The sequence below is a fragment of the Pseudomonadales bacterium genome (assembly GCA_024234215.1).
Taxonomy (GTDB): Bacteria; Pseudomonadota; Gammaproteobacteria; order Pseudomonadales; family UBA5862; genus JACKOQ01.
In genome coordinates this window covers 29,482-49,710 of sequence record JACKOQ010000005.1, presented here as the reverse complement: position 1 = coordinate 49,710, position 20,229 = coordinate 29,482, and the positions used below count along the sequence as shown (strand labels likewise).

Annotated in this window: 18 protein-coding genes; 3 read left to right on the top strand and 15 right to left on the bottom strand. The window is 63.4% G+C overall.

Annotated features, from left to right (window positions below; all coding sequences use genetic code 11):
* The 3 genes from fliD to H7A13_09770 all read right to left on the bottom strand — a co-directional run bounded on the left by fliD (position 1) and on the right by H7A13_09770 (position 4,622).
* A complete protein-coding gene (gene fliD / locus H7A13_09780) occupies positions 1-1,779 on the bottom strand; it encodes a flagellar filament capping protein FliD (GenBank protein ID MCP5333625.1) in 1,779 nt (592 codons plus the stop codon).
* Positions 1,780-1,913: 134 nt separating this feature from the next.
* Positions 1,914-2,321 (bottom strand): flagellar protein FlaG, encoded by a 408-nt coding sequence (locus H7A13_09775; protein ID MCP5333624.1) that lies wholly within the window; start codon positions 2,319-2,321, stop codon positions 1,914-1,916.
* Between the two features lie 81 nt (positions 2,322-2,402).
* Positions 2,403-4,622 (bottom strand): flagellin domain-containing protein, encoded by a 2,220-nt coding sequence (locus H7A13_09770; protein MCP5333623.1) that lies wholly within the window; start codon positions 4,620-4,622, stop codon positions 2,403-2,405.
* Between the two features lie 373 nt (positions 4,623-4,995).
* On the opposite strand from H7A13_09770, the gene H7A13_09765 reads away from it, so the two are divergent.
* Genes H7A13_09765 through H7A13_09755 form a run of 3 tightly spaced genes read left to right on the top strand, consistent with a single transcriptional unit; the run spans position 4,996 to position 8,846 of the window.
* Positions 4,996-6,549 carry an acyl-CoA synthetase gene (locus H7A13_09765; GenBank protein MCP5333622.1) on the top strand — a complete coding sequence of 518 codons (1,554 nt, stop codon included), beginning with the start codon at positions 4,996-4,998 and terminating at the stop codon, positions 6,547-6,549.
* 54 nt (positions 6,550-6,603) lie between these two features.
* Positions 6,604-7,986, top strand: a complete 1,383-nt coding sequence (locus H7A13_09760) for an exodeoxyribonuclease VII large subunit (protein MCP5333621.1) — start codon at positions 6,604-6,606, stop codon at positions 7,984-7,986.
* Positions 7,983-8,846 (top strand): peptidoglycan DD-metalloendopeptidase family protein, encoded by an 864-nt coding sequence (locus H7A13_09755; GenBank protein MCP5333620.1) that lies wholly within the window; start codon positions 7,983-7,985, stop codon positions 8,844-8,846. The genes H7A13_09760 and H7A13_09755 overlap by 4 nt, the downstream gene beginning before the upstream one ends.
* 2 nt (positions 8,847-8,848) lie before the next feature.
* Here H7A13_09755 and der read toward each other — a convergent pair whose 3' ends face one another.
* The 12 genes from der to hscB all read right to left on the bottom strand — a co-directional run bounded on the left by der (position 8,849) and on the right by hscB (position 20,211).
* Positions 8,849-10,246, bottom strand: coding sequence for a ribosome biogenesis GTPase Der (der, locus tag H7A13_09750; protein ID MCP5333619.1), 1,398 nt, complete (start codon positions 10,244-10,246; stop codon positions 8,849-8,851).
* A complete protein-coding gene (gene bamB / locus H7A13_09745; protein MCP5333618.1) occupies positions 10,243-11,394 on the bottom strand; it encodes an outer membrane protein assembly factor BamB in 1,152 nt (383 codons plus the stop codon). Before bamB ends, der begins: the two co-directional genes overlap by 4 nt.
* Complete coding sequence (locus H7A13_09740; protein MCP5333617.1) at positions 11,391-12,104, bottom strand: tetratricopeptide repeat protein; 714 nt, start codon at positions 12,102-12,104, stop codon at positions 11,391-11,393. The genes bamB and H7A13_09740 overlap by 4 nt, the downstream gene beginning before the upstream one ends.
* A 139-nt stretch (positions 12,105-12,243) precedes the next feature.
* Positions 12,244-13,527, bottom strand: a complete 1,284-nt coding sequence (gene hisS / locus H7A13_09735) for a histidine--tRNA ligase (GenBank protein ID MCP5333616.1) — start codon at positions 13,525-13,527, stop codon at positions 12,244-12,246.
* A gap of 32 nt (positions 13,528-13,559) precedes the next feature.
* Positions 13,560-14,672, bottom strand: a complete 1,113-nt coding sequence (gene ispG / locus H7A13_09730; protein ID MCP5333615.1) for a flavodoxin-dependent (E)-4-hydroxy-3-methylbut-2-enyl-diphosphate synthase — start codon at positions 14,670-14,672, stop codon at positions 13,560-13,562.
* Positions 14,673-14,720: 48 nt separating this feature from the next.
* Entirely contained in the window at positions 14,721-15,518 is a 798-nt protein-coding gene (gene pilW, locus H7A13_09725) for a type IV pilus biogenesis/stability protein PilW (GenBank protein ID MCP5333614.1), read from the bottom strand.
* Between the two features lie 6 nt (positions 15,519-15,524).
* Positions 15,525-16,658 (bottom strand): 23S rRNA (adenine(2503)-C(2))-methyltransferase RlmN, encoded by a 1,134-nt coding sequence (rlmN, locus tag H7A13_09720; GenBank protein MCP5333613.1) that lies wholly within the window; start codon positions 16,656-16,658, stop codon positions 15,525-15,527.
* A gap of 23 nt (positions 16,659-16,681) precedes the next feature.
* Positions 16,682-17,113 carry a nucleoside-diphosphate kinase gene (gene ndk, locus H7A13_09715; protein ID MCP5333612.1) on the bottom strand — a complete coding sequence of 144 codons (432 nt, stop codon included), beginning with the start codon at positions 17,111-17,113 and terminating at the stop codon, positions 16,682-16,684.
* Between the two features lie 125 nt (positions 17,114-17,238).
* Positions 17,239-17,430 (bottom strand): Fe-S cluster assembly protein IscX, encoded by a 192-nt coding sequence (iscX, locus tag H7A13_09710; GenBank protein MCP5333611.1) that lies wholly within the window; start codon positions 17,428-17,430, stop codon positions 17,239-17,241.
* Positions 17,431-17,440: 10 nt separating this feature from the next.
* Complete coding sequence (gene fdx, locus H7A13_09705; GenBank protein ID MCP5333610.1) at positions 17,441-17,779, bottom strand: ISC system 2Fe-2S type ferredoxin; 339 nt, start codon at positions 17,777-17,779, stop codon at positions 17,441-17,443.
* A 1-nt stretch (position 17,780) separates the two neighbouring features.
* The gene (gene hscA, locus H7A13_09700) at positions 17,781-19,649 is read right to left on the bottom strand and encodes a Fe-S protein assembly chaperone HscA (GenBank protein ID MCP5333609.1); all 1,869 of its coding nucleotides are present in this window, start codon (positions 19,647-19,649) and stop codon (positions 17,781-17,783) included.
* 46 nt (positions 19,650-19,695) lie between these two features.
* Complete coding sequence (gene hscB / locus H7A13_09695) at positions 19,696-20,211, bottom strand: Fe-S protein assembly co-chaperone HscB (GenBank protein ID MCP5333608.1); 516 nt, start codon at positions 20,209-20,211, stop codon at positions 19,696-19,698.
* Positions 20,212-20,229 lie beyond the last annotated feature (18 nt).

Genomic DNA, 20,229 nt, shown 5'->3' with positions numbered 1-20,229 from the left:
TTATTTGCTGCTGCCCTTGGCCAGATTCGACAGCATGTCGAACTGGTTGGTCAGGTAGCTCTGTGTCGATTGCAGCTTGCCGACCAGGCCATCGAGGGCCGCGAACTGGCGCGCCAGACTCTGCTGATACTGATCGAGCCGTCGGTTCAGCGCGGTGCGCCGCTCTTCGATCCTGCTGATGCTCTCGGTCAGCTGGCTGTTCTTCAGCGAGAAGATGCCGCTCTTGCCGGTGTAGCTGTCGACCATCCGGTCGATCGATTTCACCAACCCCTGCGCCACCGAACGGCTGGCCGCCTGGCTCTGATTCATTTGCAGGGCGTTGCCATCAGGGTCGAACACCAGCCGCGACAGCCCGGCCGCATCACTGTCGTTGCCATCGTCATCGTTCGCCGTCACCCGAATCGCCGCGCCTTCGCTCTGGCTTTGCAGCGTCAGCGCAACGCCGCCCCCCACCAGCGAACGGTACGAGGCCTTCACCGCCACACCGTTGCTGGTCGCGGCCTGATTGATGGCGGAGATCAGATCCGACACCTTGTCGTTGACGCCGGCGGTGACCGTGACATCGAAGCTTTTGCTGCCCTGGTGGATGGTCAGGGTGCCCGAGCCCACCGGATCGGTGACCGCCGTGAAGGGCGTCGATTCCAGTTTGTGCAGCTGCTTGATCGGATCGCCGCTCGACGCCAGCAGGCGTGCCGTGTCATCGAGGTGGTCATTCAGGGCACTGTTGAGCAGGGTGGAGTTGATCTCCAGCGTGCCGTCGCGCTTGCTGGTGAGGCCGATCTGCGACAGGCTGCTGGCGCCCTCGGGCAGCCCCTCGACCTTGGTGACCAGCAGCGTGCGCAACTGCTGACTCAGCAGCCGCGCCGAGCTCTCTCCCAGCAGCGCCCCGCCCTGCTTCTGGACGGCGTCATAGCTGATCATCGGATTGAGCTTGCCCAGCAACGTGTTGTAGCCGGTCACGAACTTGTTGAGCGCCTGCTCGATGGCGTTGCGGTCGGCACTTTTGGCCGCCACCTTGACCGTCACCGGCGTCAGCGATGTGCTGTTGAGGGTCAGCGTCACGCCGTCGATCGCCTTGTCGAACAGGTTGCCAGACTTGTTGGTGAGGGTGACGCCATTGACCTTGATCGAGGCATCGACCGCGGCACGGTCTTCGGTCATGTTCTTTCCAGCGCCCGAGCTGCCCAGCGGATCATAGGCCAACCGCGACAGTCCGCTCAGATCGCCATTGAGGGTGTCAGCATCGGCCACTGTCAGTTTGATGGCGTTGTCGCTGCCGACTCCCTGGCCATCGAGCACCAGCACGCTGCCGGTGCCGGTGGTGACCACCGAGGCGGTGACGCCGAAGTTGTCCGGGCTGTTGTTGATGGCGTCACGGATGTCATTGAGGCCACTCAGTGCCGCCGCAATGGTGACATTGAAGCTCTTGCCGCTGCCATTGCTGAGGGTCAGGGTGCCGCCACCCAATGCAGTGGTGCCATTGGTTTCGCTCAGGCTGATCAGCCGATGGCTGGTCGCCAGTTGGCTGGCGATCACCTCGTAATTGCCCGGCACCGCCGCAGCGGTGGCCGTGGCACTGACCACCTTGCTGTCGCTCGAGGTCGCGCTGATGCCGCCACCTGCCGTGAGGTTGCGCATCGCACTGATCGCGCCCTTGAAATCGTTGACGGCCGACGCCAGCAGACCATAGGAGGAGATCTTCAGCTCGACCGCGCTCTGCTCGGTGGCCAGAATCGCTGCCTTGGCATTGCCTTCGGCCGCCACCAGCGATCTGACCACACCTGGCAAATCCAGTCCGGAACCGACGCCAAGAACCGATGGCATTGAGTCATCCTCTTCAAGTGTTTGTCTCACCCGCCAGCACGGCGCGCCAGCCCTTTCAGCGGCGCTCAGTTCGCGCGCCCTGTTTCAGTCTAGGCCGAAGTTTGCACCAGCTGGCCCTGGCGGGCGCTGATCTCGTCTTGCAGCATCTTTGCCATCTTGATGACGTACTCGGGCGGAATCTGCCGGATCACCTCCTGTGTCTGGCGATCGCGCACCGTGATCACGGTTTTACCAGTCTGCTGATCGAGATCGAAATGGATGTCGCGCTGCAGTTTCTGGATGAATTCGTTGAGTTTCTGCACGGCCAACTGCGCCTGTTCGGGTGAGGCATCGGCTTCGAGGTGAACACCTGCCAGCCGCGCCGGCAAACTGTTGCCGCCAATACTCTGATTGGATTGCTCCGGCACGGAGTCGGCAGCCACCATCGAGGCAGCCGGTGACTGCGGTTTGACTGAATAGCTATTGAGGGAACGGGTCAGTAATGGTTCGATTGCCATGGCCGCACCTGTGTACTGCTCATGAAGTGTTCAAACAGAAACAGGAGGCCGGCACCCCGGCCTCCTGCCCCCTTCATGCCATCAACCTCTCAGCAGTGACAGCACCTGCTGCGGCAGCGCATTGGCTTGCGACAGCATCGCCATGCCCGCCTGCTGCATCACCTGCCCCTTGCTGAGGGCAGCCGTTTCGCTGGCGAAATCGGCATCCATGACCCGTGAGCGGGCAGCGCTGATGTTCTCCGACGTGGCCTGCATGTTGGAGATCGCCGACAGGAAGCGGTTCTGAATCGCACCCAGATCAGAGCGGATGCTGTTGATCTGGTCGATGGCGCCATCGATCACCGCAATCGCATCATTGGCGCCGGTGGTGGTGCTGATGTCGACGCTGTTCACTGATGACAGGCTCGATGCATTGGCCGAACTGGCAGCGCCAGAGAAGACCGAGCCAACCGTACCGGCAATGCTCGACGAGACGTTGTAGGCTGCCGAGCCGGTGAAGCTCACCTGGCCGCCCACCACCGTCGAATCGGCACCATCACGGTTGCCACCGTCATAGAGTTTGACCGACTGCCCTTCGCCTCCGGTGACGGTGATCGACTGCTCGACAGCCACCTGGGTCGGTGCGCTCGACGAGCCATTGTTCACCGCCGCACTGTGGGTGAAGTTGGTGATCTTGATGTCATGGCCTTCGGCCTGGGTCAGCTCAACGCCGCCACTGTTGTTGAGCTTGGCGGTGATGCCGGTGTCACCGGTCTTGCCGTTGATGGCGGTGACCAGATCGACCAAGTTGCCGGTGCCAGTGATGTTGGCGCTGATGGTGGTCGCCGTGCCATTGCTGCCCTGCAGGCCAAAGGTGATGGTGCCGGCCGCCGACAGCCCGGAGAGGGTCGCCACCGTGCGTGCCGTGGCGCTGACGCCGGTGGTGGAGCTGTACTGGTTGACCGCCGTAGCAATGGTGTAAGCCGAATCGTTGGCATTGACGGCCACCGACGAGGTGCCCTGCGCGCCAGCCACACTCAAGGTCTGAGCGGCCACGCCATTGCCACCGCTGGCATCGGCCAGCCCCACGGCCACCGCGGTCGGAGCAGCGGTGAAGATCGTGGTGGCCGAGGCCGCCACCGAAGTACCCTGATTGAGATAGAGGCTGATCTGGCCACCGGCGGTGCGGGTGGTGGCGTTGGTAACGCTGGTCGCACTGCTGTCGCCCAGACCCTGCACGGTGACCGCGGTCGAACCGGAAGTCGTGGTGCCCTTGGCCAGAGCGACCCGGATGTCGCGCCCTTCGGTGTTGATGATCTCGACATTGCCCGAGGTGGCGTTGAGGCGGGCAAAGCCGCCGGCACCGGTGAAGGCGCTGTCAGCATTGATCGCCGTCACCAGTGCCGCGTTGGTGGCGGTACCGCTGGCGGCGACCGAATAGGTCACGGTGTTGGTGCCATCGCTGATGGTAATGTCATCGGCATCGGTGGCATCGGCCGTTCCGCTGACCGCCACCGTGACCATGTTGTAGGCGGTGGCCGAGGCGCCGGTCAGGTTGCTGTTGATGCCGGCAGCGATGGTCTTGGCGCTGTCGTTGGCAGTGGTGAGGTAGGTGTCGGTCGTGCCATCGGCTGCCGTCGTGGTGAAGGTGGTGGCGGTGTAGCCGTTGGTGGTGCCTGCCGTCTGCACCTTGCCGATCACCGAGCCGTCGGAGAGGATGAAACCGCGCTTGCTGGCGGCTTCAAGGCCATTGTTGGCCTGAATGCCGTTGGTGGTGGTGCTGGTGTTGACACTGGTATTGACGGCATGGTTGCCAAGGCCGGTGGCGCGGCCATCGCCGATCGACATGCTGATGGTTTCGTTGGCCTGTGCGCCAACCTGGAACTGCTCGCTGCGCAGCGTGCCATCCAGCAGCCGCTTGCCGTTGAAAGTGGTGTTGTTGGCGATCCGTGACAGCTCCTGCTTGAGCTGGTTGACCTCGCCATTGAGCGAGGCGCGGTCGGTGGCGCTGTTGCTGCCGTTGGCCGACTGGATCGACAGTTCACGCATCCGCTGCAGGATGTTGCTCATCTCGCCCATCGCGCCTTCGGCGGTCTGCGCCAGCGAGATGCCGTCGTTGGCATTGCGCACGGCCTGATCCAGACCGCGAATCTGCGAGGTCATCCGCGCCGAGATACCCAGACCGGCCGCGTCATCCTTGGCGCTGTTGATGCGCAGGCCCGACGAGAGCCGCTCCATCGCCGTGCCCAGTTTGCCCGATGAGATCGACAGCGTGCGCTGGGTATTGAGCGACGCCAGGTTGGTGTTGACACTGAGAGCCATTTTTCATTCCCCTTAAGGAGTCACCGCATTGATGCGGCTTTGCTTGCATTAGCGGATAGATCGAGGATTCGACATTCACCGCTCCCAAGAGAGTTATCGGCCAGTGGTGACGGAGATTTAGCCTTGCGGGGGATTTTTTTTCACAAGCTCCACCGTCGACGCGGTGGCGTGATTGATCCGGCTACCGGCCAGCGCGGACGCCATTGCCAAATCGAGGTCGCTTGGCCTATTCTGCCCGGCTGCCGCAAACCGTCCGTCCGAGACGGTATCGGCCAATACCCGAAAGATTCAATAACAGCCTGGCAGCCGCGTGACTCTGCGCAGACGCAGCGGCACTGCCAGTACTCTAATGATCCGACTGGAGCAGTTGCCCATGTATCCTTCCGTCCATGCCGCCAAGAACCCCGAAAAACCCGCCTACATCATGGCCAGCACCGGCCAGGTGATCAGCTACGGCGAGCTGAATGAGCGTTCGATCCAGGTGTCACGGCTGTTCCGCAGCCTGGGGCTGAAGGTGGGCGACCATGTGGCGATCCTGCTCGAAAACCACCCCTGGTTTCACATCATCGGTTTTGGCGCGCACCGCGCCGGACTCTACTTCACCCCGATCAGCTCGCGGCTGACCGCCAGCGAGGTCGACTACATCGTCGGCGACTGCACCGCCGGTGCCTTCATCACCCAGCATGCCAAGAGCGAAGTGGCCGAGGAGCTGACCGGCCTGATGCCGGGGGTGCCGGCTGCAGCGCGCTTCATGCTCGATGGCAGCATCGCCGGCTTCCGCTCGTTCGAAGAGGCGGTGCTGGCGCAGTCGACCATGCCGCTGGAGGATGAGACCTCCGGCAACGAGATGCTCTACTCCTCCGGCACCACCGGGCGGCCGAAGGGCATTCTGCGGCCACTCTCCGGCGAGCCAATCACCGCACCCAACCGCATGACCCAGACGCTGCCGGCGCGCTATGGCTTTGACGAGAACACCCTCTACCTCTCGCCGGCACCGCTCTACCATGCCGCGCCGCTCGGCTACAACCGCTGCGTGCTCTGCGTCGGCGGCACCGTGATCATCATGGAGAAGTTCGACCCCGAAGAGGCGCTGAAGCTGATCGAGAAGTACCGCATCACCCACAGCCAGTGGGTGCCGACGATGTTCGTGCGGATGCTGAAGCTGCCCGAAGAGGTGCGCACGAAGTATGACCTCTCGTCGCTGAAGTGCGCCGTGCATGCGGCCGCGCCCTGCCCGGTGCCGGTCAAGGAGCAGATGATTCAGTGGTGGGGCCCGGTGATCTATGAGTACTACGCCGGCTCCGAGGGCAATGGCGGCACCGCCATCACCTCGACCGAATGGCTGGCGCACAAGGGCTCGGTCGGCAAGAGCTACGGCATGCCGATCCACATCTGCGATGACGAGGGCAATGAGCTGCCGACCGGGCAGTCGGGCACCATCTACTTCGAGGGCGGCGCCACCTTCGAGTACCACAATGATCCGAAGAAGACCGCCGAGTCGCGCCACCCCTCCAACACCGACTGGAGCACATTGGGTGACGTCGGCTACCTCGACGAAGAGGGCTACCTCTTCCTGACCGACCGCAAGGCGTTCATGATCATCTCCGGCGGCGTCAACATCTATCCGCAAGAGACCGAAAACCTGCTGGTGACCCACCCCAAGGTGGCTGACTGCGCGGTGTTCGGCGTGCCCAACGAGGAGTTCGGCGAAGAGGTGAAGGCGGTGGTGCAGCTGATGAATCCGCAGTTGGCCAGCCCCGAACTGGAGAAGGAGCTGATCCAGTTCTGCCGCGACAACATCTCGCATCTCAAATGCCCGCGCTCGATCGACTTCACCGATGAGCTGCCGCGCCATCCGACCGGCAAGCTCTACAAGCGGCTGCTGAAGGATCGCTACTGGGGCAACCGCGATTCGAAGATCGTCTGATCTGCCCGGACCCTGCGCGTTTGTCGCGCGCAGGGCCACTTCATCATCACCGCCATGTCGTCCGTCACCCCATCCAGCCGCCCAACCCCGCCGATCCTGAGCGTCAGCCAGCTTAACAGCCTGGCGCGCGAGCTGCTCGAAGAGGCCTTTGCGCTGGTCTGGGTCGAGGGTGAAATCTCCAACCTGTCACGCCCCGCCTCGGGGCATCTCTACTTCACGCTGAAGGATGAGCGCGCCCAGGTGCGCTGCGCGCTGTTCCGCACCCGCGGGCGCAGCCTCGGTTTCAATCCGGCCGAGGGTGACCGGGTGGTGGCCCGGGCACGGCTGAGTCTCTACGAAGCGCGCGGTGATTATCAACTGATCATCGAGGGGCTGGAGCCAGCCGGCGATGGCGCGCTGCGCCGCCGGCTCGAACTGCTCAAGCAGAAGCTGCTGGCCGAGGGGCTGTTCGACTCCGCACGCAAGCGGCCTTTGCCAGCCTTCGTGCAGCGCATCGCGGTGATCACCTCGCCGAGTGGCGCGGCGATCCATGACATCCTCACGGTGCTGAAGCGGCGCTTTGCGGCCATCGAGGTGACGTTGCTGCCGGTGGCGGTGCAGGGTGCCGCGGCAGCGGGTGAGATCATCGCGGCCATCGCCACGGCCAACCGGCTGGCCGATCAGTTCGACCTGATCCTGCTCGCCCGCGGCGGCGGCTCGCTCGAAGATCTCTGGTGTTTCAACGACGAACAACTGGTACGGGCCATCCATCACAGCCGGCTTCCGGTGGTCAGCGCGGTGGGGCATGAGACCGACTTCACGCTGGCCGATCTGGTGGCTGACCTGCGCGCGCCGACGCCCTCGGCGGCGGCCGAACTGATCAGCCCGAGTCAGGACGCCGTGCTGGCCACGCTGGCGCAGCAGATCGAACGGCTGCATGGCGCGATGCGGCAGCGGCTGCAACGGCAACAGGCGCATCTGACGATGCTGGAGCGACGCCTGCGCCATCCTGGACAACGACTGCGCGAACAGGCGCAGCGGGTCGATGAGCTAGAGCTGCGACTGCGGCATGGCCTGCTGCGGCAACTGCGACAGAGCGAGAGCCGCCTGCAGCTGCTGAATGGCCGGCTCTGGCAGCAGTTGCCCAACAGACGGCTCGACCAGCACGGCAGCCAGTTGGAGGCATTGCAGCGGCGGCTGCGACAGGCCCTCAGACAGCGGCTGGATCAGCGACAACACCGGCTGGAGCAACTGCTGGCGACGCTGAATGCCGTCAGCCCGTTGCAGACGCTGGCGCGCGGCTATGCCATCGCCAGCCGCGCCGGCGATGGCCTGCTGCTGCGCGACGCCGATCAGGTCGAACCGGGCCAGCCGGTGGCGGTGCGGCTGCATCGCGGCCGACTGCTGTGCCGGGTCGAGCAGCGCGAATCAGAACCGGACGAGGTACAGGACGCATGAAGCCTCCAGCGCCGACATGGGCCATCGTGACCGGCTGCCTCTGGATCGGCCTGCTGCTCGGCAACGCCTCGCCACTGGCCGCGCTGCCGCGCGCCGCGGCGATTCCGGGTGGCGTTGTGCTGTTGCCACTGCCCGGGCATGAGGCGGCAACCCAGCCACCCGTCGCACGCTATCAGGGACGGCGGGTGATGGTGGTCGCCGCCGCGCTGACCGGCCATCCGACCTCGGCACGCTGGCTGGCGGTGGTCGGCATTCCGCTCGACGCCAAGGTGGGTCCGCAACGGCTGGAGATCGAACCGGGCCGACAGATCGACTTCACCATCGGGCCCGCCCACTATCCCGAGCAGCACATCACCGTGACCAATCAACGGCAGGTGACGCCGCTGCCGGATGATCTGCTGCGCATCGAACGGGAGCGGCAGCAGATCGACGCCGCCTTCGACCACTGGAGCAGCCCGATATTGCCGGTCTTCACGCTGGCAGCGCCGGTCGAGGCGCCACGCAGCGGCACCTTCGGCGTGCGCCGCTTTTTCAATGGACAACCGCGCCAGCCACACAGTGGCCTCGACCTCGCCGCGCCCAGAGGCACGGCCATCCAGGCACCGGCCGCCGGCCGGGTGATCGAAATCGGCGACTACTTCTTCAACGGCAAGACGGTGCTGATCGACCATGGCCAGGGGCTGGTCACGCTCTACTGCCATCTGGAGCAGATCGATGTGCAGCGCGGTGCGCAGGTGCGGGCCGGCGACACCCTCGGACGGGTCGGCATGAGCGGCCGGGCCACGGCGCCACACCTGCACTGGGGCGTCAGTCTCAACGGGGTCAGGGTCGATCCGGCACTGTTTCTGCCGCCGCCCTAGCTTCAGCGCTTTTTCACATGCTCCAGCAGCCGGCGGCGCTTGCGAAGCTGCCGCTCGGTCAGCGTGTTCTTGCGCTCGGCATAGGGGTTCTCACCGCCACGGAATTCCACCTTGATCGGTGTGCCGCTCAGGTGCAGCCGGGCACGAAAGAAGCGCTCCAGGTAGCGCCGGTAGCTCTCCGGAATCGAGTCGACCTGATTGCCATGGATCACGATCAGTGGCGGATTCTGCCCACCGGCATGGGCGTAGCGCAGCTTGGGGCGACGGCCGCTGCCACCGACCGGTGGCGGATGCTGCACCACGGCCGCCTGCAACAGCAGCGTCAGCTTGTGGGTCTGCAACTTGCGGGTGGCGGCGCGGTAGGCTTCATCGATCGATTTGTAGAGTTCGCCGACGCCGGTGCCATGCAGCGCCGAAATGAAGTGGATGCGGGCGAAGTCGATGAAGGCGAGCCGGCGCTCCAGTTCGCTGCGGATGCGCGCCCGCTGCTCGGGGTCGAGGCCATCCCACTTGTTGACGACGATCACCACCGCCCTGCCCGCCTCCAGCGCGGTGCCGAGCAGGTGCAGATCCTGGTCGACCAGATTCTCGCGCGCATCGACCAGCAGCAGCACCACGTGCGCATCCTCGATCGCCTGCAACGCCTTGACGATCGAGAACTTTTCCACTGCTTCGTCGATGTTCTTGCGTCGGCGGATGCCGGCGGTGTCGATCAGGGTGTAACGCCGGCCGTGGCGCTCGTAGGGAATGTAGATGCTGTCGCGGGTGGTGCCGGGCTGGTCGAACACCACCACCCGCTCCTCGCCCAGCATCCGGTTCACCAGCGTCGACTTGCCGACATTGGGACGGCCGAGCACGGCAATCTTGACCCCGGTCTCGGCTGGCGGGGTTTCGGGCTCTTCGGGCTGGGGCGGCAATCGCTCCAGCACGGCTTCGATCAGCGACTGCAGGCCACGACCATGGGCCGCCGCGATCGGCTGCGGATCACCGAGCCCCATCGCGTGAAACTCGCTCAGGATCAGGTCGGGGTTTGCGCCATCGATCTTGTTGGCCACCAGCAGCGTCTTCTTGCCAAGGCGCCGCAGCTCCGCGCCAACCGCCTCGTCGGCGGCGGTGAGGCCGGCGTGGCAATCGACCAGAAAGAGCACCAGATCGGCCTCCTTGATCGCCTGGCGTGACTGGGCCTCGGCAGCGGCATCAACGCCACTGCGTTCGCCGTCGATGCCGCCGGTGTCAATCAGGATTGTTCTTTGACCTTGCAGCAGCGCCTCGCCGTAGCGGCGGTCGCGGGTCAGTCCGGGCAGATTGGCCACCAGTGCATCACGGCTGTGGGTCAGCCGATTGAACAGCGTCGACTTGCCGACATTGGGTCGCCCGACCAAGGCGATGACCGGAATCATCGTGCCTTCAGCCCCAGCGCCCGCAACTTGCCGCCATCATCCAGCAGGTAGAGCTGTTCGCCATCGGCAATCATCATCGCGCCAATGGCATCACGGCTGGCACGGTAGCGCCCAGCGATGTGCCCATCACTGGCAGCCAGCAGATGCAGATAGCCTTCGCTGTCGGCCACGACCAGCCACTGCTGCCAGTGGGTCGGCGGCGACAGTTTGCGGTATTGCAGTGCCGGCTGCTTCCACAATGGTTTGCCCGACTCGAGGGCAAACGCCTGCACTTCGTCATCATTGCTGACCAGATAGATCCGTTCGGCATCACCCGCCAGTGGCTGGAAGCTGGAGGCCTCCTGTGCCCACAGCGGCTTGCCATCGGCGGCGGAGAAAGCAGCGATCCGGCCCTGATGGCTGGCGGCGAACAGCAGATGTTCAAGCAGCAGTGGCGTACCATCGACATCGACCATGCGCTCCAGTTCGGAGCGGCCCTTTGCCTGGGCCACCACTGCCTCCCACTGCGACACGCCACTGCCGGCATCGAACGCCATCAGCTTGCCATTGGCAAAACCGGCAATGACCGATTGATCATTGCCAACCGGGCTGGCCGTGCCACGCAGCGTCAATACCGGCGTCAGCACGGTATGGCTCCAGATCTCCCGGCCGCTGGTCGGTTCGAGTCCATGCAGCCGGTCATCGACACCCTGCACCACGATGGCCTGGGCGGTGATCGCCGGCACCGAGAGCAGCTCGCTCTTGATCGCGCTGCGCCACAGCTCACTGCCATCGTTGCTCGAAAGGGCGATCAGCTCGCCATCGAGGGTCGTCACCAGCACCCGGTCGCGGCCAGCCGCCACGCCACCGCTGATTCGCGCCTTGGTCTCGACCTCCCAGCGCCGTTCACCCGTGGTTGCATCGACCGCGATCACGGTGCCATCGATGGTTGCCGCATAGAGCGTGCCCTGATCAAGCGCCAGTTGAATCCGGTTGTAGGGGGTGACGTTGATCTTGCCGATGCTGCGTGACCATTTCTCATCCAGCGCCACCTCGTTGCCGACATCGACCAGCGGCGTCGGCAGGTTGATCTTCTTCTTGCTGTCGCTGGAGCAGGCGGCCAGCAGGCAGAGCAGCAGCAGTGGCAGAGCTCTGGCAAGGTTGTTCATGGTTTCTGCTCCGTATTGGTTTTTGGCAACCGCGATTTGGCATCGTCCAGCTTCATTTCGGTGAGCCCGCGCAGCGGGTCGTCGACCGCGGTGGCCGCCAGTGCCCGGGTGTAGGCAGCGACCGCGCCGGCCGCATCTCCCTTGGCCATCAGAACATCCCCCCTGAGTTCCGCCTCGCGCACCTCGAACGCGCCGTCGCTGACCAGATCGAGCTGTGCCAGCGCGGCGTCAAACTGCTTTTGCGCCAGTTTGAGCTGGGCGAGCCGCAACCGGCTGATCGCGGCGGAGAGGGTGTCCTCACCCTTCATCCAGCCCATGCCGAGATGGGCCAGCACCCACTCCAGCTCCTTCTCGGCGGCCTGATAGTCCTGCCGGTCGACCGCCGCCTTGGCCAGCATCCAGGCGGCAAAGCGGGCATAGCCGTAGGTCGGATAGTCGCTCTTGAGCTGCCCGGCCAGATGAGTGAAGGTGGCGAGCTGCTGTGCCTGCTCCTCTTTTTCACCCTTCTGCGCCAGCAGGTAGGCCTGCTCCATGTTCTGGTAGAGGGCGGCCGCCCTGGCCTGTGAATCAGCCTGCTGTTTCTGCCACAGCTGCCAGCCCCAGTAGGCGGCCAGCAACAGCGCCAGCGTGATCAGCAACGTGCTGCCATGCCGGCGCCACCAGCTCTTGATTGCCTCGATCTGCTCCTGCTCACTCAGGTAGGGGTCCACACTGTTCTCCAGTTCAACTCAGCGAAGGATGCGGGTTGTTCGATCATCGGCCACCAGCGGCCTGTGATCGATCGGTCGACGTCGGCATCCTCGGATCGCGGCCGAAAGGAGTGCAGCCAGTCAGTCAAAATGGGCCGGATTATAGCGTCACCCTGAAGTGCTGGCGCAAATGGTCGATCAGCGTCGCCTCGTCGAACCGCTGCTGCGGCGCTTCGCTGCGCAACGGTTTGAGGCTCACCACCTGATCACGCAGTTCATCCTCACCCAACAGCAATGCGAACTCGGCACCGCTCTTGTCGGCCCGCTTCATCCTGCTCTTGAAGCTGCCGCCCTCCAGATGGGTGATGATGACCCGTTGCGGCAAGGCCCGGCGCAGCCGCTCGGCCAGTTGCATCACTGCCGGGAGCTCGGCGTCGCTGGCCGCGATCAGATAGAGGTCACTGTGCGGGCCGAGTTCGCCGGGTTGCCGCGTGCGGCTGCCGAGCAGCAGGATCAGCCGTTCGAGCCCCATCGCCATGCCCACCGCCGGGGTCGGCCTGCCACCCAACTGCTCGACCAGCCCATCGTAACGCCCGCCGGCACAGACCGTGCCTTGAGCACCCAAGGCGCTGGTGACCCACTCGAAGACCGTGTCGCAGTAGTAGTCGAGGCCACGCACCAGCCGCGGGTTGATGCGATAGGGAATCTGCATCGCATCGAGCAGCGCCCGCAGCCGCGCGAAGTGGTCGCGCGAGGGCTGATCGAGGTAGTCGGTGATGACCGGTGCCTGATCGAGCAGTGCCTGTGTTTCGGGCACCTTGCTGTCGAGAATGCGCAGCGGATTGGAATCGAGCCGGCGTCGCGAATCATCATCCAGCTTTTCCTTGCGGGTCGACAGATAGGCGACCAGATCGGCCCGGTAGCGGCCACGCGCCTCGGCACTGCCGATCGAGTTGATCTCCAGTGTGACCAGTTCGGTCAGACCCAACTGCCGCCACAGTTCGGCACTGAGCAGCAGCAGTTCGGCATCGAGTTCAGGGGCGGCAAAGCCGAAGGCCTCGACGCCGATCTGATGAAACTGCCGGTAGCGCCCCTTCTGCGGCCGTTCGTAACGGAACATCGGCCCCTGGTACCAGAGCCGCTGGGTCTGGTTGAACAGCAGGCCATGCTCCTGGCAGGCGCGCACGCAGCCGGCGGTGCCTTCGGGCCGCAGCGTCAGCGACTCGCCGTTGCGGTCGGGAAAGGTGTACATCTCCTTCTCGACGATGTCGGTGACTTCACCGATCGAACGGTCGAACAGCAGGGTCGGCTCCAGCAGCGGCAGGCGGATTTCACGGTAGCCGTAAGTGGTGAGAACTTGCTGAATTATTTTTTCAGCATAACGCCATAGAGGCGTTTCTTCTGGCAGGATGTCATTCATCCCGCGTATTGCATTGATTTTCATTATTTCTTTATCTTAAAAATCCGAACAGCATCTCAGCCGCGGGCGATGGTGTTGGCAGCCTGCCGACTCTTCTGCGCGGCCCGCTCACGGATCAACCGCTCCAGTTCGTCGGTCAAGGCCTCGGCTGCCACCTTGTGGCTGGGCTTGCCATCGATGAAGATCAGGTTCTGCGGTGCCGCCCCGGTGACGCCGATCTCCACTTCACGCGCCTCGCCGGGACCGTTGACATAGCAGCCGATCACCGCCACATCCATTGCCACCCGCACATCTTCCAGGCGCTGCTCCAGCGCATTCATCGTGGCGATCACATCGAAGTTCTGCCGCGAGCAGCTCGGGCAGGCGATGAAGTTGATGCCGCGTGAGCGCAGTTGCAGACTGCGCAGGATGTCGAAACCGACCTTGACCTCCTCCACCGGATCCGCCGCCAGCGAAACCCGCAGCGTGTCACCAATCCCCTCCATCAGCAGGGTGCCAATGCCCAGCGCCGATTTGACCGTGCCGGAACGCAGCCCCCCGGCTTCGGTAATGCCCAGGTGCAGCGGCTGCTCGATCTGGCTGGCGATCTTGCGGTAGGCCGCAACCGCCATCATCACGTTGGAAGCCTTCACGCTCACCTTGAAGTCGGCGAAATCGAGCCGATCGAGAATTTCGACATGGCGCATGGCCGACTCGACCAGGGCATCGGCAGTCGGCTCACCATACTTGCGTTGCAGGTCACGTTCGAGCGAACCGGCGTTGACGCCGATGCGGATCGGCACCCGTCGGTCGCGGGCGGCATCGACCACGGCCCTGATTCGCTCCTCCTTGCCGATGTTGCCCGGGTTGATGCGCAGGCAGTCGACACCATGTTCCAGCACCTTCAGGGCGATCTTGTGGTCGAAATGGATGTCGGCGACCAATGGCAGCGCCACTTGGGCGCGAATCTGGCGAAAGGCCTCGGCCGCCTCCATGGTCGGCACCGACACCCGCACGATGTCGGCACCGGCATCGGCGAGCGCCTGGATCTGCGCCACCGTCGCTGCGACGTCATGGGTGTCGCTGTTGGTCATGCTCTGTACGGCAATCGGCGCGTCGCCGCCGACCGGCACCGAACCGACCCAGATTTTGCGCGATTTACGCCGGACGATGCTCTGTTGCGGCTGCATGATCGAGGTTGAATTCCAGCGGGACCGAATGAATGGACAAAACAGGGTTCAGGGGATGCGCCCGCCCTGCTTCAGGTAGCTGCGATACTCTTCGGAGTCGGGGAACAGCCCCTTCAGTTTCAGGGCGTTGCTGGCCTCCAGATCGTGGTTGCCCTGAGCCCGCGCCAGTTGCAGTTCGATCCAGTAGCTGCGGGCGCTCGCTTCGGCCTGGCGCATCTTAAGCAAGTCGCGAAAGCGCCCCATGTGGGCATTGGCCGCCGACAGGTTGCCGGCCTGCAACATCAGATCAGCCATCTCCAGCAGCGCATTGGGCTGGTTTTCATTGATTTTCAGCGCCTTGGAGAAGTAATGGATCGCCAGTGCGCTGTCGTTCTTCTTCAGCGCGCAGTAGCCGAGGTTCTCATAAGCCTGATGGCGCTGGGCATAAAGCGGATCCTCCGCCACCTTCAGCAGTTCGCTGATCGCCTCGTCATAGCGCCCCTGGCTGTAGAGAAAGACACCATAGTTGTTGCGTGCCTCGGAGAATTGCGGATCTCTGCTCAACGCCTTGCGATAGTTCTGTTCGGCCAGTTGCGGTTCGCCCTGCCACTGGAACAGGTAGGCGGTCGCCGAAAACAGTGCCGGATTGTCCGGATCGAGCGCCTTGGCCTTTTGCAGCGACTCCTTGGCCATCTGCGCATTGCCGTCGCGCAGGTAAGCGATGGAGAGCGCGATGTAGGCCTCGACCGCCTTGGCCTGGTCACGCTTGTTGAACGGGGTGGTCTCCTGAGTGACACAGCCGGCCAGCAACGCCAGCAGCAGCGTGACGAGAAGTCGACGACAGCAGGAGACAACAGGAGCGCTCATCATCGATCACCGCAGGGTGAGTGGTTGCGCAAGGAGTTCAGCTGCATGACGCTGGGCATGGCGCTGCTGCCGGCGGGTGCGGTCGCTCACCTGCCCCACCAGTTGCCCGCAGGCGGCATCGATGTCATCGCCACGGGTGGCGCGAATGGTCGCCCGGCACCCTTCACGTTGCAGAATCTGCAGAAAAGCGTCGATGGCCGCCGGAGATGAGCAGCGGTAACCGCTGTTGGGAAAGGGGTTGAACGGAATCAGATTGATCTTGCTCGGCAGAATCCGGCTCAGTACAGCCAGCTCACGCGCCTGTTCCGGTTGGTCGTTGATGCCATCGAGCAGCGTGTACTCGATCGTCAGCGAGCGGTGTTCGCCGAGACGCGCAAAGTAGCGCTGACAGGCGGCGAACAGCACCTCGATCGGATATTTGCGATTGACCGGCACCAACTGGTCACGCAGTGCATTGGTCGTCGCATGCAGGGAGATCGCCAGCGAGACATCGGTCACCTCGCCGAGGCGTTCGATCATCGGTGCCAGACCGGCAGTGCTGAGGGTGACGCGGCGCTTGGAGATGCCGTAACCGAAGTCATCCATCATCAGCTGCACTGCATCGACCACATTGTCGAAGTTGAGCAGCGGCTCGCCCATGCCCATCAGCACGACATTGGTCACGGCGCGGTCACGTTCGGGATAGAGCCCGGCCAGTTCATCGACGGCAATGCGCACCTGACCAATGATCTCGGCAGCGGTGAGGTTGCTGTTGAAACCCTGCTTGCCGGTCGAACAGAAGCTGCAGTCGAGCGCGCAACCCACTTGCGAGGAGACACAGAGGGTGCCGCGGCCATTCTGTGGAATGAAGACCATCTCGACGCAACTGCCACTCTCGACCCGGATCAGCCACTTGCGGGTGCCATCGAGCGACCGCTGCCGATGGACCACCTCGGGCGGGCGAATCTCGGCCACCTCTCCAAGGCGCGTACGCAGCCCCTTGGAGAGGTCGCTCATCTGATCAAAGCTGTCGACACGGCGGTGGTGCAGCCACTTCAGTGTCTGGTCGACACGAAAGCGCTTCTCACCGAGCTCGGCAAAGAACTGCTCCAGCTTCGGCCGAGAGAGGCCCAGCAGATTGATCCTGGTGGTTTCACCCATGACGTGACTCGACAGACAACTGCTCAGCGGGTGCGTGGGCAGAGTTCGGTGGCGGCGAAGAAGTAGCTGATCTCCCGTGCCGCCGATTGGGCGGAGTCGGAGCCATGCACCGCATTCTCATCGATCGACTGGGCGAAATCGGCGCGGATGGTGTTGGCGTCCGCCTTCTTGGGATCGGTGGCCCCCATCAGTTCACGGTTGAGCAGCACCGCATTCTCGCCTTCCAGCACCTGCACCATCACCGGACCGGAGGTCATGAAGCCGACCAGATCCTTGAAGAAGGGGCGTTCGCGGTGTTCGGCGTAAAAGCCTTCGGCTTCACGATTGCTCAGATGCACCATCTTGGCAGCCACGATCCTGAGGCCTGCCTTTTCGAACCGGCTGTAGATTTTGCCAATGACACTCTTGCCGACGGCATCGGGTTTGATGATGGAAAGCGTGCGTTCAACAGCCACGTGTGTGTCTCCAGGGTAAAAACGGTAGGAAAGGTTCGCGCTCACCAGTACGACTGCGCGAAGGGCGGATTATAGCCTAAAGTGGCCGTCTCTCTGAGCGAGCCCCGCGGAGTTGGCCCAGAAATTCACAACTCATCGAGCCACGCGGCCTGAATGGCCTCGAGAATCTTCTCGTTGGAGCGCAGCGGATCGTCAGCGAAACCCTCGAGCTCACAGACCCAGCGGTGCAGGTCGGTGAAGCGCACATACTGGGGGTCGACATCAGTATGCCGTTCCGTCAACGCGATGGCGATCTGCTGAACATCGGTCCATTTCATGTCGGTCACCTCAATGATTTTCGGAGGCGAGATTGATGGTGTATTTGGGAATCTCGACCAGCAGATCCTGCTCCCCGACGGTCACCTGGCAGCTCAGCCGCGAAGTCAGCGTCAGGCCCCAAGCCTTGTCGAGCATGTCCTCTTCCAGATCGGCTGCTTCATCCAGCGAGTCGAAGCCCTGTCGAATGATCACATGGCAGGTGGTGCAGGCGCAGGAGCGCTCGCAGGCATGTTCGATTTCGATGTCATGCGCCAGCAGCAGCTCGATCAGGTTGTCGCCGGGCTTGGCTTCAAACAGTGCCCCTTGCGGGCAGCGCTGCGGGTGGGGCAAGACCTTGATGGTTGGCATGTCAGCCCTTGACCTCCTCGATCGATTTGCCTGCCAGCGCACTGCGCAAGATCAGGTCCATGCGCCGCTCGGCGAAACTCTGGCTTTCACGGTTCAACTGCTCGACGGCCAGCGCAATCTGCTGCGGATCATCACCCGCCATCAGGGTGCGCAGCCGGGCCATCTGCTGCAGCAACTGCTGGCGTTCGGTCGCCGCAAGCAATTTGTCGCCATCTTGCGTCAGCGCATGGTCGAGCGATTGCAGCAGGGCATCGGCGGCAATCCGCTGTTCGCGCAGGGCGCGCGCGCGCATGTCCTCGGCGGCGAAGGCGCGTGAGTCACGCAACATGCGCAGAATCTCCTCTTCGCCCAATCCGTAGGAGGGCTTCACCTCGATCGAACTGGCAACGCCGCTGGTCAGCTCGGTGGCCGAAACACTCAACAGTCCGTCGGCATCAACCTGATAGGTGACCCGGATCCGTGCTGCGCCGGCGCTCATCGGCGGAATGCCACGCAACACGAAGCGGGCCAGTGAACGGCACTCCTCGACCAGGTCACGCTCGCCCTGCACCACATGGATCGACATGGCAGTCTGACCATCCTGATGGGTGGTGAACTCCTGGGCCCGCGACACCGGAATCGGCGAATTGCGCGGGATGATCCGCTCGACCAGGCCGCCCATGGTTTCGATGCCGAGCGACAGCGGAATGACATCGAGCAGCAGAAGGGCCTGCTGTTGCGCATTGCCGGCCAGCAGATCGGCCTGACGCGCCGCACCCATCGCCACCACCCGCTCCGGATCGATGTCGATGCGCGGTGTGCGCCCAAAGAGCGCTTCCACCCGCTCGCGCACCACCGGAACGCGACTCGATCCACCGACCATCACCACTTCGTCGATCTGTTTCAACTCACAACCGCTGTCACGCAACGCCCGACGACAGGCGCGCAGCGTGCGCTCCACCTCGTCACCAATGAGCTGCTCGAACTGGCTGCGGGTCAGCACACCCTGCCAGCACAGGTTGCCTTCGTTCAATTCAACCGTTGTCTGCACCTGTTCACTGAGGCGCTCCTTGGCAGCACGGGCCACGCCAAGCAGGTGACGTGATTCGGCCGGCGTCAAGGGTTCGGGGTGACCCGTTTCGCTCAGAAGCCACTGCGCCAGTCGCCGGTCGAAGTCGTCGCCGCCCAGCTGGCTGTCGCCACCGGTGGCCAGCACCTCGAAGACACCGCGCGACAGGCGCAAAATCGAGATGTCGAAGGTACCGCCCCCCAGGTCATAGACCGCAATCACACCTTCGGCATTCTGATCGAGCCCATAGGCAATCGCGGCGGCGGTGGGTTCGTTCAGCAGTCGAAGCAGTTCGATGCCAGCCAGCCGCGCAGCATCCTTGGTCGCCTGTCGCTGCGCATCATCGAAATAGGCCGGCACCGTGATGACCGCGGCCACACCGGTTTCGTTGAAGTGCCGTTCGGCACGCTCCGCCAGTGCGCGCAGGATCTCGGCCGACACCTCGACCGGGCTCTTGTTGCCCGCTGCCGTTCGCAGATAGGGCATGCCATTGGCACTCGCCTCCAGCGGATGGTCCGACAGCCGCTGCGCTGCCGCCATGCCCTGCCCCATCAGCCGCTTGACCGAGGCGATGGTGTTGAGTGGATCAACGATCGCCAGCGACTGCGCGGCCACACCCACCTCGGGCAGCCCCTCGGCACGGTAATGGACCACCGATGGCAGCAGGACCCCCCCATCACTGTCGCTCAGCACCTTGACCTGCCCCGCTTCGACGGTCGCCACCAATGAGTAGGTGGTGCCAAGGTCAATGCCGACCGCTCGCCGTCGAGGACGAGCCGCAGGCGTGGATTGACCGGGTTCCGCTATCTTGAGAAGTGCCATGGGCTACTCGAATTTGGCGAAAACAGCGCTTGTCAACGCTCGGCGACTAATCAAGCAGCACATCTTCAACATCATGAATGTCAGCCAGAAACTTTTGAAAAAACCGCATCTTGAGCAAGAATTGCAAGGCGGATTGCAAATTTTGCGGATCCTTGATGGCCCGCGAAAAGGCCTGCTGCAGCCCGTTCTGTTCGGCCAGTGCCTGCTGCCTGAGCTGCAACAGGGCTGTTTCATCCCGTTGTTGACGCACGTCGTGCAGCGTTTCGCGCAGCGTCATCTGCCTGAAAAGAAAATCACCATCAGAGATGGTGGCTGCTCCATCGATTTCAACGCCCAGCAACTGCAAGAGGTGGGCGGCGCGCTCGACCGGGGATTTGAGCGTCGTGTAGGCCTGATTCAACAATCCGCTGTACTGTTCGGCCAGACGCCTGGCCTGTGCCCCATCGCCAACAAAACGGTCTGGATGCACCGAGGCCTGCAGGTTTCGGTAGTTGCGATCCAATCGCTCGAGGTCGAGCTGATAACACTGCGGCAGATCAAAGAGCTGAAAATAGGAGCGCATGACAACAGAAGACCAGGA

Excerpts from the sequence above, each read along its gene's own strand:
- H7A13_09765 (MCP5333622.1), top strand. The coding sequence starts at position 4,996 with ATGTATCCTTCCGTCCATGCCGCCAAGAACCCCGAAAAACCCGCCTAC.
- pilW (MCP5333614.1), bottom strand. The coding sequence starts at position 15,518 with ATGAGCGCTCCTGTTGTCTCCTGCTGTCGTCGACTTCTCGTCACGCTG.
- fdx (MCP5333610.1), bottom strand. The coding sequence starts at position 17,779 with ATGCCAACCATCAAGGTCTTGCCCCACCCGCAGCGCTGCCCGCAAGGG.
- bamB (MCP5333618.1), bottom strand. The coding sequence starts at position 11,394 with ATGAACAACCTTGCCAGAGCTCTGCCACTGCTGCTGCTCTGCCTGCTG.
- rlmN (MCP5333613.1), bottom strand. The coding sequence starts at position 16,658 with ATGGGTGAAACCACCAGGATCAATCTGCTGGGCCTCTCTCGGCCGAAG.
- hisS (MCP5333616.1), bottom strand. The coding sequence starts at position 13,527 with ATGAAAATCAATGCAATACGCGGGATGAATGACATCCTGCCAGAAGAA.
- H7A13_09755 (MCP5333620.1), top strand. The coding sequence starts at position 7,983 with ATGAAGCCTCCAGCGCCGACATGGGCCATCGTGACCGGCTGCCTCTGG.
- hscA (MCP5333609.1), bottom strand. The coding sequence starts at position 19,649 with ATGGCACTTCTCAAGATAGCGGAACCCGGTCAATCCACGCCTGCGGCT.
- iscX (MCP5333611.1), bottom strand. The coding sequence starts at position 17,430 with ATGAAATGGACCGATGTTCAGCAGATCGCCATCGCGTTGACGGAACGG.
- ispG (MCP5333615.1), bottom strand. The coding sequence starts at position 14,672 with ATGCAGCCGCAACAGAGCATCGTCCGGCGTAAATCGCGCAAAATCTGG.
- H7A13_09775 (MCP5333624.1), bottom strand. The coding sequence starts at position 2,321 with ATGGCAATCGAACCATTACTGACCCGTTCCCTCAATAGCTATTCAGTC.
- H7A13_09760 (MCP5333621.1), top strand. The coding sequence starts at position 6,604 with ATGTCGTCCGTCACCCCATCCAGCCGCCCAACCCCGCCGATCCTGAGC.
- hscB (MCP5333608.1), bottom strand. The coding sequence starts at position 20,211 with ATGCGCTCCTATTTTCAGCTCTTTGATCTGCCGCAGTGTTATCAGCTC.
- H7A13_09770 (MCP5333623.1), bottom strand. The coding sequence starts at position 4,622 with ATGGCTCTCAGTGTCAACACCAACCTGGCGTCGCTCAATACCCAGCGC.
- der (MCP5333619.1), bottom strand. The coding sequence starts at position 10,246 with ATGATTCCGGTCATCGCCTTGGTCGGGCGACCCAATGTCGGCAAGTCG.